Below are 15652 nucleotides of genomic sequence, written 5' to 3' on the forward strand. Positions count from 1 at the left end.
GATCAACGCCCAGTCCTCCAAAGTGATCACTCTCCAATCGTCGAGTGTTCACTTTTCGAGCGCCGCTACTGCCCAGTTTTCGAGCGCCGACGACATTCCGCGGCGTTCGCAAGCCGATCCACAAGCGGACGCCGGCCGGGTGCGGCGGGAAGAATGCCCGCGCAGGCAGGAGCAGCCCGAGCAGGGCGAGGGCAACGATACGACCTGGTGGATGTCGTCTTTGCCCGATGGCAGCTCGGAGATCAGATGGATGGTCCGAATAGACCCGGTAGAACCATAGAGCGATCCACGCCCAGCGCTCGCACCGAGGCGAGTCCGTCGGCGCGGTAGAGCAACTCATCAGCGCCCATCGGCAGGATTGCGATCGCTATTCCGAAACCTATGATGCCGAGGCTGACGACGACCAGACCGATGCAGCCGATCTGCGTCTGACCACGGGAGGTCGCGAGTTTGGTCGTTGCTCCCCAGCAACCCATGTGCGTGGCGCCACGAGCGATCCAGGTGACGGGCGCGCGTCTGGTGCCTGCGTCTAGGTCCCTTCCATCCCGCAGCCGCGCCCCTCCTTCTTGCCGCCTGGTCCGCTTGGCTCAATCGATCGTCAGCAGAAGATCGTCCTGCGGTCAAGAAGACCGCTGACAACGACTCTTTGGAGGCAGACGATGGATGGCATCAAGGTCGGCTATGCGCGAGTCTCGACCGCAGAACAGGACCTCACCGCCCAACGCGACGACCTCGTGCGGCTCGGCGTTGCAGAGGAACTCATCCTCGTGGACCACGGCCTCACCGGAACCAACCGGGCGCGACCGGGGCTACGGGAAGCCCTGGCCTCGGTCAGGGCAGGCGACACATTCGTCGTCACCAAGCTCGATCGGCTCGCCCGGTCGCTGCGGACGCGAGAGACATCGCCGACGAGCTCACGGCAAAGGGGTCGTGCTCAGCCTGGGCGGCAGCCTCTACAACCCGAATGACCCGGTCGGAAAGCTGCTGTTCAACGTCCTCGGCATGGTCGCCGAATTCGAAACAGACCTGATCCGAATGCGCACCAAGGAAGGCATGGCCGCGGCCCGCGCGAGGGCAAGCTCAAGGGCAAGCAGCCCAAGCTCAGCCGCACCCAGCGGGCACACCTGTACGAGCTCGTGGATAGCCACCGCTTCACCCAAGCCGAACTCGCCGAACTGTTCAGCGTCTCCCGCACCACTGTCTACCGCGAAGAACACCGCCGCACCAAGCCCACGGTGAAGGTTCGGCTATGACCTCGGCCCCTAGGCCCCCTGCGGGGCCCGCACCGTGAGCGCACCCTGGTCGACGCGTGCGGTGAACACAGTGCCCTTGCCGAGGTGGTCCCCGTCGAGCTGGATGTCGTGCGGGTGGGCGCTGGCGAGCCGGACGCGCTTGCCCTCGAAGTGCCCGAGGTCCGGCGGCGAGTGGCGCCGGAAGCGGCTCAGCAGGGCTCCCACCACCCGGAACCAGCCGCGGACGCCGCTGGGGGCCACGGCCAGGACGTTCAGGATGCCGTCGTCCACCTTGGCGCCGGGGAAGACCTCGACGTTGCCCTGGATGCGGCCGCAGTTTCCGATCATGACGCCGCGCTGCCGGCGGTCCATGGCCAGGTCGCCGTCCACCTCGACCCGGATCCGATGGGACTCCCCCACGATGTTCTGCGCCGCGGAGACCACGTAGGCGAACCACCCGGCCTTGGCCTTGAGGTCGTCGTCGGTGTTGGCCATGACGGTGGCGTCGAGGCCGAGTCCGGCCATGACCACGAAGGCGAGCTCGTCGCCGTCGTCCATCCTGGCCCAGGCCACGTCGATGCGCCGCTCCGCGCCGCCCAGGGCGGTGTCGAGGGCCTGCTCGGCGTCGTCGATGGGCAGCCCGAGGTTGCGGGCCAGGAGGTTGCCGGTGCCGAGCGGCACCACTCCGAGCGGGGTGCCCGTGCCGGCGAGCGCGCCGGCCGCGGCGCGGACGGTGCCGTCCCCGCCGGCCACCACCACGAGCTCGGCCCCCTTCTCGAGGGCCTCGCGCGCCATGCCGGCGCCCGGGTCCTCGACGGTGGTCTCGAGCACGAGCGGTTCCGCCCCGTGTGCGGAGCAGCGCGCACGGAAGGACTCCACGACCGCCTCCGCGCCCTGCTTGACGGGATTCACGATCAGCGCCTCCATGGAAGCCCCCTTCATCCTCTGCGTTGTCTGACGGACAACGTTACCGAACCGTTCCCCGGTAAAGATGCGGCAACGGCGCGCCCGCGCGCCGTGACCCGGCGCGGCGGCCGTGCTACTACAGACTCAGCTTGGCTTCCACCGCAAGCGAAGAAATCGAACATGGTCGCACCACACAAGGAGTTGACATGGGATTTTTCGGGTTCCTCATCCTCGGACTCATCGCTGGGGCCATCGCCAAGGCCATCCTGCCGGGCAAGCAGGGCGGCGGCTGGCTCGTGACCCTCCTCCTCGGCGTCGTCGGCGCCATCCTCGGCGGATGGATCGGAGGGCTGATCTTCGGCGGAAACACGCTCGGCAGCTTCTTCGAGATCCGCACCTGGGTGACCGCGATCGTCGGGTCGCTCATCGTCCTGCTCATCTGGGGGGCACTCGCCAAGCGCCGCGCCTGACTGCCCCACCTTCTGGTACTCACCTTCTGGTACTCACCTTCTGGGAGTCACCTTCTGCGGGTCGTTGTGAACACATCGACCGTCAGGAGGTGGCTCCCAGCTTCGTTGTGGGGGCGCTCGACGCCGGCCCCTCGCCTCCCGCTCGGACCGCTCAGGCGCGGCCGGCCCCGCCGCGGCGGCCGGCGGAGCGCAGGCTGTCCAGCTCGCGCCGGAGCCGTGCGTTCTCGTCCTCGAGCTCGAGCACGAGCCGGATGCCCTCGATGGTGAGCCCCGCCTCGACGAGGCCGGCGATGCGGGCCAGCCGCTCGACGTCGTCCTCGCTGTAGCGGCGCGTGCCGCCGTCGGTGCGGGAGGGCGTCAGGAGGCCCTTGCGCTCGTACAGGCGCAGGCTCGAGAGGGCCATGCCGGAGAGCTCGGCGGCCACCGAGATCGCGTAGACCCCCTCCGAGGAGCGCCGCTCGCGTGCCATGCCACCTTCCTTCCGCCAAGGTCTTGATCTCTTCGTTGCGACCCACTATATCTGTGTCTGTAGAGACAGATCCATGGGGGATCGTCCTACCGAGGAATTGTTTGGCAACCCGATATCGAACATCTGGAGGTGGCAGAGATGCTGATGCGAACCGATCCATTCCGTGAGCTCGACCGCCTGACGGAGCAGGTCTTCGGTACCGCATCCAGGCCCACGACCATGCCGATGGAGGCCTGGCGCGAGGACGGCGAGTTCGTGGTCGAGTTCGACCTGCCGGGCGTGGACCCGGAGACGATCGACGTCGACGTCGAGCGGAACGTCCTGGCAGTGCGGGCGGAGCGGACGTCGCACCGCCCGGACGGGGCCGAGATCGTGGCGGCGGAGCGCCCGTCCGGCACGTTCGGCCGCGAGCTGATCCTCGGCGACGCCCTGGACACCGGGAAGGTCACCGCGAGCTACGCCGACGGCGTGCTGACGCTGCGCATCCCCGTGGCCGAGCAGGCGAAGCCGCGCAAGATCACGGTCTCCACGAACTCGTCGAAGAAGGAGATCGCGGCCTGAGGGTCCGTCCCCGGCCGGGCCGCAGCCCGGCCGGGGACCCGGCCTCCACCGTACGGAGGCTGCCATGCGTGCGAGGGACTTCTACGAGGTGCTCGGGGTTGACCGGACGGCGAGCCGGCAGGAGATCCGCGCAGCCTACCGGCGGCTCGTCCGCGAGCTGCACCCCGACGGCGGCGGCCCTGGAGGGCGCAGCCCGGTCTCCGAGCACGACAGCGAACGGCTCAAGGAGGTGATGGACGCGTACGCAGTGCTCGGCCGCGACGACCGCCGGGCCGCCTACGACGCTGCGCTGGAGCGCGCCGAGACCGTCCTGTGGGCGCAGCCGCCGCCGCGCCGCCCCGTGTGGCTCGCCCCGAGGACGCCGATGGACGAGCCGCTGAGGGAGGAGGACCTCCTGTGGTTCCTCTTCCGCTGGTTCCGCTGAGGCGGGGCCTTCTGACCCGTTGCCCGTGAAGCCCGTTGCCCGTGAAGGAGGGGCCGTGAGCCCAGAGCACAGCGGCTGGCGCCGCTACGACACCACGCTGTTCCCCGTGTTCCACGAGAGGTTCGAGGAGAAGTGGGGCGAAGGGACGGCCCCGTTCCTGGATCCCAGCGTGTTCGAGAATGACCAGCCGCGCCCGCGCGCCCAGTGGATCAACGTGGACACGGGCGCGGCGGTGGCCGTGGTGCCGGTGTGGGAGGACGATCCGACGGCGCGCTCGTTCGCCGTGTTCTACCTCCCGCCGGCCGGGGGCATCTGGGTGCTGCGGCCCCCGGGCCTGTCGAGCTACATCGAGGCGGTGGCCAACGGCACCGTCGCGAGCCGGGACGCCGCCGCCCTGCGCAACGACTCCTTCCACAAGGCGGTGGCGCACGCGGAGTCCTTCATCTACGGGACCTGACGCCAGCGCCTAATGCACGGCACCGCTGCACCAGCGCCTGATGCACGGCGCCGGCGGCCAGGCCCGACGTTCAGGCCCGGCGCTTGTCGTGGACCCCGGGGATGTCGCTGGTCTCCTTGGGGCCCACGTTGCCCTGCCGCTCGGCCCCGGGCGCGCCCCTGCCCGCGGACACCTCGCTGGCGCCCTCGGCCGGCTCGTCGTCCATGCCGGCGAGCCCTCCGGATTCGCTGCCGGCCCCGTAGGCCGAGCCGCCCTCGTCGAACACCGAGCCGGTGTCGCCCTTGACCGGGTCCAGGTTCTCGTCCGCGGTCATGACCCTCAAGCCCGCTGCGCCCGCGGCGGGGCCCCGGGAGCCCGCTGCGCCGTAGTGCCGGTAGAGGCGGTCCTCCTCGCCGGGCTCGAGGTGCCCGTCGGGGTCGATGCGCGGCGCCTCCTTGACCTGGTCCTTGGTGCACGGGACCACGAGGTCGTCGCCGCGCACGGTCGCCCCCCGCATGGGAACGAAGGACTCCTTGAGGCCGAAGAGGCCGGTCTTCACCGTGACCCACGTGGGGTCGTCCGTCTCGTCGTCGACGTACAGCTCGCCGATCCGCCCGATCTTCTCCCCGTCCTGCCCCACGACGTCCCCGCTGCCGCGCCTGAGCCTCTCGAGCTCCTCGCGTGTGATCATGGCCGTTCCTCCTGAAGGTCAGTGGACTGTGTCCACCGGTACTTACCCACTGGCGCGGCGGGGCAACGGCTTTCAGGCAGAGAGGACGACGGCGGCGAGGCCCGGCAGGCGCACGGCGTCGCCGGAGCCGGTGGCCACCACGGCGCACGCGGGATCGGTGGCCACGGCCGCGGCGCCGGCGAAGCCCGCGGGCAGCGGCACCTCGGCCGGACCGAGGCCGAAGCCGACGCACACGATGGCCCCGGGGCGCCGCCACGAGATCCACCGCGCCCCGCCCTCCCCGGGGCCGTCCCCGCCGCCGGCGAGCACCTCGGTCTCGTCCAGCCGCCCGGACCACAGCCCGGGCAGCTCGGCGCGCACCTCGATGAGGCGCCGGTAGAGCGCGAGGAGGCGGGCGCCGTCGTGCGTCTGCGCCTCCGACCAGTCCAGCATGGAGCGCTCCCTGGTCGCGGGGTCCTGCGGGTCGGGCACGAGGTCGGGGTCCCAGCCCATGCGCTCGAACTCGGAGAGCCGGCCCTTGGCGGTGGCCTCGGCGAGCTCCGGCTCGGGGTGGGAGGTGAAGAACTGCCACGGAGTGGTGGCCCCGTACTCCTGGCCCATGAAGAGCATGGGGGTGAACGGGGTGGTGAGCGCGAGCACGGCCTCGACCGCCTTCGCGTCCCAGCCGAGCGCGGCGGTGGGCCGGTCGCCCACGGCGCGGTTTCCCACCTGGTCGTGGTTCTGGGTGCAGACCACGAGCTGGGAGGGGTGCACGATGTCGGGGTCGAGCGGCCGGCCGTGGTGCCGGCCGCGGAAGCTCGAGTAGCTGCCGTCGTGGTAGAAGCCGCCCAGGATCACCTTGGCGAGGGCGTCCGGGTCGGCGAAGTCCTCGTAGTAGCCGTCAGCCTCGCCGGTCAGGGCCACGTGGAGGGCGTGGTGCACGTCGTCGTCCCACTGGCCGCCGAGCCCGTAGCCGCCGGCGCGGCGCGGGTTGACCAGACGCGGGTCATTGAGGTCGGACTCGGCCACGAGGACCTTGCGGCGCCCCGTCTCCCGGCCCACGGACTCGGCCAGGTCCTCGAGCTCCTCGAGCAGGGTCAGGGCGCGGTGGTCCTGGAAGGCGTGCACGGCGTCGAGCCGGAGCCCGTCCACGCGGTAGTCGTCCAGCCACATGCGGGCGTTGCCGAGGATGAACGCGCGGACCTCGTCCGAGCCGGGGCCGTCGAGGTTGACTGCGTCGCCCCAGCCGGTCGCGGCGCCGGAGAGCATGTAGGGCCCGAACTTGGGCAGGTAGTTGCCGCTGGGGCCGAGGTGGTTGTAGACCACGTCCTGGATCACGCCGATCCCGGCGGCGTGTGCGGCATCGACGAAGCGCTGGTAGGCCTCGGGGCCGCCGTACTGCTCCTGGACGGCGTACCAGAGCACGCCGTCGTAGCCCCAGTTGTACGGGCCGTTGAACGCGTTGACGGGCAGGGGCTCCACGAACCCGACGCCCAGCTCGGCCAGGTAGGGCAGGCGCGCCGCGGCGGCGTCGAGCGTCCCCTCGGGGGTGAACGTGCCGAGGTGCAGCTCGTACACGACGGAGCCGGCGAGCTCGCGCCCGGTCCAGCCGCGATCGGACCAGGCGTGCCGGGAGGGGTCGAACCCGGCGGAGAGCTCGTGCACGCCCTCGGGCTGGCGGCGCGAGCGCGGGTCCGGGAAGGGGCCCTCGCCGTCGAGGACGTAGCCGTAGCGCTCGCCCGCGGCGAGCGCGGACGCCACCCTCTCGGCGTCGGCGGACGACGGCGCCCACCACCCGGCGCCTGCATCCTCCAGGGGCAGCCGCTCCCCGCCCAGGACCAGCTCGACCCGGGACGGGATGGGGGCCCAGACGGAGGCGGGTTTCGACTCCGCTCCGCTCCGCTCCACCACCGTGGGCTCCGCTGCTGCGTCCCGCTCAGGCATGGTGGTCCTCCTCCTCAGGGACGAGGAGCGCCACCGGCAGCGTGCCGAGCACCTCGCCCACCAGTACGTCGCCGGCCTCGAAGAACCGGCCGGTGAACGCGTCCCGGGCCGCCCGGGCGAGCCGGACCGTCGTCGTGCCCCAGCCGCCGGCCTGCTCGAGCCCGGCGGGGAGCCGCGTGGCGAGCACGGCCGCGCCGCGCTCCCCGCGCCGGAAGCCGACCAGGTGCTCGGCCGCGGGGCCGTCCGCCTCGATCGGGGCATAGCCGGCGAAGAGCTCGGGCCGGTCTCGGCGCAGCCGCAGGGTGCGCGAGACGACGAGGAGCTTGGCCTCCTCGGCGAGCGGGCCGAGCACGGGCATGCCCGAGTCGAGCGCGGCGAGGGCGTCGGCGCGCGCGGCGAAGTCGACCTCGCGCCGGTTGTCCGGGTCGCACAGGGAGCGGTCCCAGAACTCGGTGCCCTGGTACACGTCCGGGACGCCGGGCATGGCCAGCTGGAGCAGCTTGGCGGAGAGGGCGTTAGAGGCCCCGAAGGGGGCGACCCGCTCGGCGAACGCGGAGATGATCGTGTGGGCCCGGTTCCCGGGGTCCACGGCGGCGTGCACGAGGCGGCGGACGGCGTCCTCGAACGCCTCGTCCTGGTCGGTCCAGAGCGTGTGCACCCCCGCTTCGCGGGCGGCCTTCTCCGCGTACTGGACGAGGCGGTCCTCCTCCGCCGGCCAGGCGCCGACGATGGCCTGCCACAGGAGGTTGGCGAGCGGGCCGTCCTCGAGCGGTGCGGCCTCGAGCAGGCGCGGGAGCGTCTCGGCCCACTCGTCGGCGAGCTCGGAGAGCACGGTGATGCGGGCGCGGGTGTCCTCGCTGCGCTTGGTGTCGTGCGTGGTGAGCGTGGTCATCGATTGCGCGAGGTGGCGCTCCCGCTCGGCGAGCTCGGCGTGGAACTCGCCGGGCGCCAGCGAGAATGCCGTCGGGTCGCCGCCGACCTCGGTGAGGGTGCCGAGGCGGGTGTAGCGGTAGAAGGCGGTGTCCTCGACCGCCTTGGCCATGATCATGCCGGTGGTCTGCTGGAACCTGCGGCACAGCTCCTCGGCGGGGTCCGCGAGGCGGGGCTCGAGGGCCTCGATGGTCGCGGCGAGGTCGGGGCGCTGGGCGGCTGCGGCGCGGCACGCCTCGGCGAGGACGGCGGAATCGTGCTCCCCTCCCCCGCCCCCGTGAGGGGTCATGTCCCCGGGTTGAGGGGTCATGTCCCCGCGTTGAGGGGTCACGTCCCTGCGCTGAGGGGTCATGTCCCTGAAATAGGTGCGGTACACCGGGAAGTGCGCGGCGACCTCCGCGAGGGCGTCGGCGAGGACGTCCAGGAGTTGCGACTCCCCTTCGCTTCGCTCAACCGCCGGGGCGGCGGCGAGGCGGGCCAGGCGGAGGATCTCGGCGTGCAGCAGCCCGTCCGCCATCCAGCGCTTGGTCCCGTGGATCATGTCCGCGTAGTCGGCGGCCTCGCCCCGCAGCCGGGTGTCCAGGGCCGTGAGTGGCTCCTCCCCCGCCGGGTCGACGAGGACGCGGTCCACGAGCCCGAGGGCGTCGTAGCCCGTGGTGCCCTCGCACGGGAAGTCGGCGGGGAGCGCCTCGCCGGGTTCGAGGATCTTCTCCACGAGCGTGTACGCGCCGCCCGAGAGCTCGCGGAGCCGCTCGAGGTACTCGGCCGGGTCGCGGAGCCCGTCCGGGTGGTCGATCCGGAGCCCGTCCACGAGCCCGGCCTCCACCCAGCGGCGCACCTCGGCGTGGCTCTCCTCGAACACCCACGGCACCTCGACCCGCACGCCCGCGAGGGTGTTGACGGCGAAGAAGCGGCGGTAGTTCAGGCGGTCGTCGGCCTCGCGCCACGGGACGAGCCGGTAGTGCTGGCGCTCGTGCACGGCCTCCGCCGAGTCGCCGTCGGCGTACGTGCCGGGGGCGAGGGGGTAGGAGTGCTCGTAGTACCAGAGCCTCTCGCCCTCGACCTTGAGCAGGCCGAGGTCCTCGGCGGAGCCGAGGACGGGCAGGAGCACCTTCCCGTCCCCGGCGTCCCAGTCGACGTCGAAGGCCTCGGCGTAGCGGGAGCCGCGGCCCTCGCGCAGCAGGTCCCACCACCAGGGGGTCTCCTCGGGGACCTCCACCCCGAGGTGGTTCGGCACGATGTCCACGAGGATCCCCATGCCCGCCCCGTGCGCGGCCGCGGCGACCCGCTCGAGCGCCTCGCGCCCGCCCCGCTCCCGGTCCACCCGGGAGAGGTCCGAGACGTCGTAGCCGTGCTCGGAGGCGCCCACCGACTCCAGCAGCGGGGAGAGGTAGAGCCAGTCCACGCCGAGGGAGGACAGGTACGGCACGAGCCGCGCGGCGTCGTCCAGCGTGAACTCGGGGCGGATCTGGAGGCGGTAGGTCGAGGCGGGGGTCTTCACGGGGCTCCTTCGCTGGGCCTGGGGCTACTGGCCGGCGGTGCTGATGGACGGCTGGTTCGTGGTGGCGGAGCCGGCCTGGGCGGCCAGGGACGCTGCCACTGAGTGGTCCACTTCCTCCTCGTGGTTCTCGTGGGCCCGCAGCACGGCGAGGCTCTTGGCGGGCACCGTGAGGATCGCCTCGGCCTTGATCTCCTTCTCCCCCGCGGACTGGCCCGAGGTGTCCAGCAGCACGTCCCAGCCGGGGGCGTACTCCTGCCCGGGGAGGCAGAAGTCCACGTCGGAGTCGTCCGCGTTGAAGTACAGGAGGAAGTGCGAGTCCGTGATCGACTGGCCGTACATGTCCTGGCCGTGGATGCCGTGCCCGTTGAGGAACACGCCCACGCTGCGGCCCAGGGCCTCGTCCCAGTCCTCGGGGACCATGGGCGCGCCCTCGGTGCCGAGCCACTCGATATCCGGCAGGGGCTGCCCCTCGCCGCGGCGCACCGGCCGGCCGTCGAAGAAGCGGCTGCGGCGGAAGGTCGGGTGCTCGGCGCGCAGCCGGGTCACGGCGGCGGTGAACTCCACGAGCGGGTTGTCCGCGCTGGCCCAGTCGATCCAGGAGAGCTCGTTGTCCTGGCAGTAGACGTTGTTGTTGCCCTGCTGGGTGCGGCCCAGCTCGTCGCCGTGGGCGAGCATGGGCACGCCCTGGGAGAGCAGGAGGGTGGCGATGAAGTTGCGCTGCTGGCGGGCGCGCATCTCGAGCACCGCAGGATCGTCCGTGGGGCCCTCGGCGCCGCAGTTCCAGGAGCGGTTGTGGCTCTCGCCGTCGTTGTTGTCCTCGCCGTTGGCGTCGTTGTGCTTCTCGTTGTAGGAGACGAGGTCGCGCAGGGTGAAGCCGTCGTGCGCCGTGACGAAGTTGACCGAGGCCACGGGGCGCCGGCCGCTGTTCTCGTACAGGTCCGCGGAACCGGTGAGGCGGGAGGCGAACTCGCCCAAGGTGGAGGGCTCGCCGCGCCAGAAGTCCCGGACCGTGTCGCGGTACTTGCCGTTCCACTCCGTCCACTGCGGCGGGAAGTTGCCCACCTGGTAGCCGCCGGGACCCACGTCCCAGGGCTCGGCGATGAGCTTGACCTGGGAGACCACCGGGTCCTGCTGGATGAGCTCGAAGAACGTGGACAGCTTGTCCACGTCGTAGAACTCGCGGGCCAGGGTCGCGGCGAGGTCGAACCGGAACCCGTCCACGTGCATCTCCGTGACCCAGTACCGCAGCGAGTCCATGATGAGCTGCAGCGAGTGGGGGTGGCGGACGTTGAGGGAGTTGCCGGTGCCCGTGTAGTCCATGTAGTACTGCAGGTCGTCCTCGACGAGGCGGTAGTAGGCGCCGTTGTCGATGCCGCGGAAGGACAGCGTGGGGCCCAGGTGGTTGCCCTCTGCGGTGTGGTTGTAGACCACGTCGAGGATCACCTCGATGCCGGCGCGGTGCAGGGTGCGCACCATGGCCTTGAACTCCTGCACCTGCTGGCCGGTGTCCCCGCTCGAGGCGTAGCCGGCGTGCGGGGCGAAGAAGCCGATGGTGTTGTAGCCCCAGTAGTTGTGCAGGCCCTTGTCCTGCAGCGTGCTGTCGTCCACGAACTGGTGCACGGGCATGAGCTCGAGGGCGGTCACCCCGAGCTTGGTGAGGTGATTGACGACGGCGGGGTGGGCCACGCCCGCGTACGTTCCCCGCAGCTCCTCGGGAACCTCGGGATGCTGCTCGGTGAGCCCCTTGACGTGGGCCTCGTAGACCACGGTGCGGTGGTACGGCACGCGCAGCTGGGAGTCGCCCTGCCAGTCGAAGAAGGGGCTCGTGACCACGCCGAGCATCATGTGCGGCGCGGAGTCCTCGTCGTTGCGGCTGTTCGGGTCGCCGAAGTTGTAGGAGAAGAGCGGCTGGGCCCAGTCCGGCTGGCCCATCACGGCCTTGGCGTAGGGGTCGAGCAGGAGCTTGTTGGGGTTGCAGCGCTGGCCCGTGCCGGGGTCGTAGCCGCCGTGGACCCGGTAGCCGTACAGCTGGCCGGGCTGGACGTGCGGCAGGTAGCAGTGCCACACGAACCCGTCCACCTCGGTCAGCGTGAAGCGCTGCTCGTTGCGCTCCTCGTCGAACAGGCACAGCTCGACCTTCTCGGCGGCTTCGCTGAAGATCGCGAAGTTGGTGCCGGTGCCGTCGAACGTGGCGCCGAGGGGGTAGGCCGTACCCGGCCAGATGTCCTTCTCCATGGTGCAAGCTCCTTGCTGTGCGGCCCAATCAGGCCGGGTGGGGGCATCCCCCGCGAAGTCTAGGTGACCTTTATCCACGCGGGGTGCGTGTGACACATCTTCGGGCGGTGGCCCCGCGGCGTCAGGCGATGGCCTCGCGGAAGGTCTCCTCGGCCGCCCGGCGCCGAACCCGGTCGAGGACCCGGCGCAGCAGCCGGGAGACCTGCATCTGGCTGACCCCGATCACCTTGGCGATCTCGCTCTGGCTCATCTCGTCCACGAAGCGCAGCGCGAGGAGGCGCCGCTCCTCCGCGCTGAGGCCGGCGAGCAGGCTGAGCAGCACCTCGCGCGTCTCGACCTGCTCGTAGCCCTCCTCGACGGTGGAGAGCACGGACCAGGCGTGGGCGGGCTGGCCGTCGTCCGGGTCCACCGGGTGGATGGGCACGGCGGCGAGGGCCGCGTTGGCGGTCTGGGCCTCGGCGACCCGCTCGGCGCTCACGCCGGTCTCGCGGGCGAGCTCCTCCTCGGTGGGCTCGTGGCCGAGCTCCTGGGAGAGCCGGCGGCGGGCTGCGTTGACCTCGAGGCGCAGCTCCTGGATCTGGCGGGGAGGGCGCACTGCCCAGGAAGTGTCCCGGACGTGGTGCTTGATGACCCCGGTGATCGTGGCCACAGCGTAGGCGGCGAACCCGTTGCCGTGGCTCTCGTCGTACCGGTTGGCGGCCATGACGAGCCCCATCCGGGCCACCTGCTTCAGGTCCTCGGGGTCGTGGCCCGGGTAGCGATGGCGGGCCGCGACGGCGTCGGCCACGGAGAGGTGCTCGAGCGCGAGGTGGGCCGCGATCACGAGGCCACCAGCCCGGCGTCGTACGAACCGGAGAAGCCGAACGAACCGGGGAACGGAAGCGGCACGAGGCCGGCGTCGAGGCGGAAGCCGCAGCGGCAGCGCCAGTCGAGCGGGGCCCCCTCCCCCTGTGCACCGGAGGCGCCGGCAGAGGGCGCGAGCCGCATGGGCTCCTGGCAGTGGGCGGGGGCGCCGAACGGGGTGGCCGCGGCCTCGGCTGGGGCGATGGGATCGAGCAGCATGCTGGTCTCCTTCGTAGCTAGGCTCGTTGATTAGTAGCTAGGCTAGCTAGTTATATATCAAGCTAGGAGTGAAGTCGAGGCGCACGGGGAAACAGATAGTGACGCTATGATTGATTACTAGATGAACTAGGTATCTCGGGAAGGTCGGCATGCAGACGCGCCACGCCGCTGGCTATTGGTACGAGCAGGACACCGCGCAGAAGACGCGCGCCGTCCGCGTGCTCAACGCGCTGCGCGACTACAAGGCCGCTGAATCGGCCATGCGGCGCCGCACCCGGGACTCCATGTCCATGGGCGAGACTGACCTCCTCGCGCTGCGATATCTCCTCGAGGCGGAATCCCGCGGTCAGCAGCTCAGCCCGAAGGACCTCGCCGTGCGCCTGGGCATCACCTCCGCGTCGATGACGAGCCTGATCGACCGACTGGTCCGCAGCGGCCACGTGCGCCGCGAGCCCCACCCCACCGACCGCCGCGCCCTCGTGCTCCGGCCCACCCCGGGCTCGGACGAGGAGGTCCGCAAGACCCTGGGCGCTATGCACGAGCGGATGATCGCCGCCGCCGGCGCGCTCAGCGAGGACGAGGCAGAGACGGTGATCGGCTTCCTCGAGGGCATCCGCGCCGCCGTGGACCAGATCGAGCCGGCCAAGCACGCCTGACGCCGTCCCCCGGCGGCGTGGCGCCATAACCATGACAGGTGATTGCTTCTCCGCAAGGACTCGAACAGAATCAGAGGGCGGGGCCCGGATTCGGTAGTCAGGGCCGCGCGGGTCGAGCAGCGTGCCCTGACCGAGATGTCCGTGTCAAGGAGGATGCGCTCATGCCTCACCGGTGGCCTCGGAAGGCCCAAGAACTGCTCAGCGACTTCATCGAGCGAGCCCAGGAACTGCTGCGGGTCCAGGGCCACATGAACAACCTCATGGGCGCGATCGTGTCGATGACGGAGGACCTCAGCCTGCCCTCCGTGCTCGAGAGCGTGGCGCAGTCCGCCGCGGATCTGGTGGGGACCCGCTCGGCGGCCATCGGCGTGCTCGACGACAAGGGCCTGCTCAGCGAGTTCATCACGGTGGGCCCCGACGAGGACGCCGCCCGGCTGATCGGCCACGGTGCCCTGAACGAACCGGTCGGGGACTCGCAGCCGGACCGGCTCCGGGACCTGGAGCTGCACCCGCTCGCGGAGGGCACGGCCGAGGACGAGCCGCCGCTGCACTTCCTGGGCGTCCCGATCCGCATGCGGGAGACGGTGTTCGGGAACCTGTACCTCATCGAGAAGGAGGACGGCGAGCCGTTCACGGACGAGGACGAGGAACTGGCCTCGACCTTGGCGGCCGCGGCAGGTGTCGCCATCCAGAACGCGCGCCTCTACGAGGAGAGCCGCCGGAGCCAGCGCTGGCTCGAGGCCGGCATCGAGACCTCCGAGACCCTCATCATGGAGAACTCCCCCACCTCCACGGACGACCTCGCCCTCGTCGCCGAGCACGCCCTTGCGGCCTCGGGCTGCCTCCTTGCGGTCATCGCGCACGCGCAGGACGGAGCCCTCAAGGTCCGGGCCGCAGTCGGAGCCGTGGCCCTGGCTGCCGGTGAGAGCCTGCACCTCTCCGAGACCCTGCGCACTGCGTCCGAGCAGTCGCGTCCCGCCGTCCTGCGCAATCCCGAGGAGGTCTTCGGCCCCGGGGCCGCGGAGAAGCTCGGGCAGGTCCTGGCGATCCCGCTGGGGCATCGCCCCACCGAGGACAACCGGCTTCTCCTGCTGGCGCACCAGGCGGGCGGCAGGGCCTTCTCCCAGGCGGACCACGACTACGGGGCGGCCTTCGGCTCCCACGTGGGGTTGGCCCTCGAGCTGAACGTTGCCCACCGCCAGCGCGAGGAGGCGCTGCTCTCAGTCGACCGCGACCGGATCGCCCAGGACCTGCACGATCTGGTCATCCAACGCCTGTTCGCCGCCGGCCTGAGCGTGCAGAGCCTGCGCCACTTCACCACGGGCCCGGCGGCCGAGGCCCGCATCAACAGGCTGACTGAGGAGCTCGACGACAGCATCCGCGAGCTCCGCTCCACCATCTACTCGCTCCAGGCCCAGCACACGGGCACCGAGGATCTCGGCCAGGCACTGTTCAAGGCGGTCCACGAACCCCTCCGGGACAGCTCCATGGTCCCGACCGTCAACGTCGAAGGCCGCATGAGCAGCCTCCCCTCCCCCATTGCCCGGCAGGTCCTGGCCGTGGTGACCGAGGCCGTGAGCAACGCCGCGAAGCACTCCGGAGGGGGCCACGTCACCGTGGCCATCACCGTGGCCGACGCCGGGGTGAGGGTCGTGGTCGAGGACGACGGGCACGGATTCGACAACCCGGAACGGACCAGCGGGCTCGCCAACATCCGCCGCAGGGCGATCTCCCTGGGCGGGACCAGCAGCGTCGAGAGCAGCCGGGGGCAGGGAACGCGGGTCATCTGGAGCACGATGCCCGACGAGGCTTCGTGACCGCGCCCCACCCCGGGCTGTAAAGGCCCCGCAAAGAACCGCTCGGGAGCCGTCAGGAAAGGGTCAAGATCCCCTTCCCGGCCCACGGCCCGGAGTTTCACTGGTGCCGCAGGGCCGCACGGTGCGGCCCGCGGAAGGGGCATGGTCATGGCCGATCTGGCCGTCGTGGCGATCTTTCTGGTGCTCGCGGGCCTCGTGGTGTGGTCCGTGTCCGCGCTGGCGAAGTTGGTGGACAGGACATGAGCGGCGACCTCATCTCGTGGACGCTGCTGGGCCTGCTGGCCCTGGGCCTGTGCGTCTACCTCGTGGACCAGCTCTTCCGCCCCGGCGGGAGGTAGG

General features: G+C 71.0%; 16 protein-coding genes and 1 pseudogene. 9 read left to right on the top strand and 8 right to left on the bottom strand.

Translation table 11 applies throughout. The features are described from left to right. Positions 1 to 280, top strand: a 280-nt coding sequence (locus J2W21_RS16460; RefSeq protein WP_307115597.1) for a hypothetical protein, incomplete at its 5' end; no start/stop codon positions are given. Positions 281 to 659: 379 nt separating this feature from the next. Further along, positions 660 to 1253: pseudogene (locus J2W21_RS16465) on the top strand (recombinase family protein). Positions 1254 to 1262: 9 nt separating this feature from the next. Here J2W21_RS16465 and J2W21_RS16470 read toward each other — a convergent pair. Then, entirely contained in the window at positions 1263 to 2159 is an 897-nt protein-coding gene (locus tag J2W21_RS16470) for a diacylglycerol/lipid kinase family protein (RefSeq protein WP_307115598.1), read from the bottom strand. A gap of 185 nt (positions 2160 to 2344) precedes the next feature. Between J2W21_RS16470 and J2W21_RS16475 the strand changes: the two genes are divergently transcribed. Beyond that, positions 2345 to 2608, top strand: coding sequence for a GlsB/YeaQ/YmgE family stress response membrane protein (locus tag J2W21_RS16475; RefSeq protein ID WP_307115599.1), 264 nt, complete (start codon positions 2345 to 2347; stop codon positions 2606 to 2608). Positions 2609 to 2759: 151 nt separating this feature from the next. Here the strand turns inward: J2W21_RS16475 and J2W21_RS16480 are convergent, their stop codons facing one another. Continuing rightward, entirely contained in the window at positions 2760 to 3077 is a 318-nt protein-coding gene (locus tag J2W21_RS16480) for a MerR family transcriptional regulator (protein ID WP_307115600.1), read from the bottom strand. 138 nt (positions 3078 to 3215) lie between these two features. Between J2W21_RS16480 and J2W21_RS16485 the strand changes: the two genes are divergently transcribed. From J2W21_RS16485 to J2W21_RS16495, 3 genes are all read left to right on the top strand, one after another. Continuing rightward, on the top strand, positions 3216 to 3638 hold the full coding sequence (locus J2W21_RS16485; RefSeq protein WP_307115601.1) for an Hsp20/alpha crystallin family protein: 423 nt from the start codon (positions 3216 to 3218) through the stop codon (positions 3636 to 3638). Between the two features lie 64 nt (positions 3639 to 3702). Then, the gene (locus J2W21_RS16490) at positions 3703 to 4062 is read left to right on the top strand and encodes a J domain-containing protein (protein WP_307115602.1); all 360 of its coding nucleotides are present in this window, start codon (positions 3703 to 3705) and stop codon (positions 4060 to 4062) included. A gap of 55 nt (positions 4063 to 4117) precedes the next feature. Beyond that, a complete protein-coding gene (locus tag J2W21_RS16495) occupies positions 4118 to 4519 on the top strand; it encodes a hypothetical protein (RefSeq protein WP_307115603.1) in 402 nt (133 codons plus the stop codon). A 70-nt stretch (positions 4520 to 4589) separates the two neighbouring features. On the opposite strand, the gene J2W21_RS16500 is transcribed toward J2W21_RS16495, so the two are convergent. The 6 genes from J2W21_RS16500 to J2W21_RS16525 form a co-directional block, all read right to left on the bottom strand. Continuing rightward, positions 4590 to 5189, bottom strand: coding sequence for a PRC-barrel domain-containing protein (locus J2W21_RS16500; RefSeq protein ID WP_307115604.1), 600 nt, complete (start codon positions 5187 to 5189; stop codon positions 4590 to 4592). 72 nt (positions 5190 to 5261) lie between these two features. Then, complete coding sequence (treZ, locus tag J2W21_RS16505; RefSeq protein WP_307115605.1) at positions 5262 to 7112, bottom strand: malto-oligosyltrehalose trehalohydrolase; 1851 nt, start codon at positions 7110 to 7112, stop codon at positions 5262 to 5264. Beyond that, entirely contained in the window at positions 7105 to 9543 is a 2439-nt protein-coding gene (gene treY / locus J2W21_RS16510; protein ID WP_307115606.1) for a malto-oligosyltrehalose synthase, read from the bottom strand. Before treY ends, treZ begins: the two co-directional genes overlap by 8 nt. 24 nt (positions 9544 to 9567) lie before the next feature. After that, positions 9568 to 11778, bottom strand: coding sequence for a glycogen debranching protein GlgX (glgX, locus tag J2W21_RS16515; protein ID WP_307115607.1), 2211 nt, complete (start codon positions 11776 to 11778; stop codon positions 9568 to 9570). Between the two features lie 121 nt (positions 11779 to 11899). Then, a complete protein-coding gene (locus J2W21_RS16520) occupies positions 11900 to 12601 on the bottom strand; it encodes a sigma-70 family RNA polymerase sigma factor (protein ID WP_307115608.1) in 702 nt (233 codons plus the stop codon). After that, a complete protein-coding gene (locus tag J2W21_RS16525) occupies positions 12598 to 12840 on the bottom strand; it encodes a hypothetical protein (protein WP_307115609.1) in 243 nt (80 codons plus the stop codon). The genes J2W21_RS16520 and J2W21_RS16525 overlap by 4 nt, the downstream gene beginning before the upstream one ends. 149 nt (positions 12841 to 12989) lie before the next feature. On the opposite strand from J2W21_RS16525, the gene J2W21_RS16530 reads away from it, so the two are divergent. From J2W21_RS16530 to J2W21_RS16540, 3 genes are all read left to right on the top strand, one after another. After that, complete coding sequence (locus J2W21_RS16530) at positions 12990 to 13496, top strand: MarR family winged helix-turn-helix transcriptional regulator (RefSeq protein ID WP_307115610.1); 507 nt, start codon at positions 12990 to 12992, stop codon at positions 13494 to 13496. Positions 13497 to 13657: 161 nt separating this feature from the next. Then, the gene (locus J2W21_RS16535) at positions 13658 to 15313 is read left to right on the top strand and encodes a GAF domain-containing sensor histidine kinase (RefSeq protein WP_307115611.1); all 1656 of its coding nucleotides are present in this window, start codon (positions 13658 to 13660) and stop codon (positions 15311 to 15313) included. A gap of 239 nt (positions 15314 to 15552) precedes the next feature. After that, a complete protein-coding gene (locus J2W21_RS16540; RefSeq protein WP_307115612.1) occupies positions 15553 to 15651 on the top strand; it encodes a potassium-transporting ATPase subunit F in 99 nt (32 codons plus the stop codon). Position 15652: the final 1 nt, after the last annotated feature.

The organism is Sinomonas atrocyanea (assembly GCF_030811715.1).
In the GTDB taxonomy this organism is placed as follows: domain Bacteria; phylum Actinomycetota; class Actinomycetes; order Actinomycetales; family Micrococcaceae; genus Sinomonas; species Sinomonas atrocyanea_A.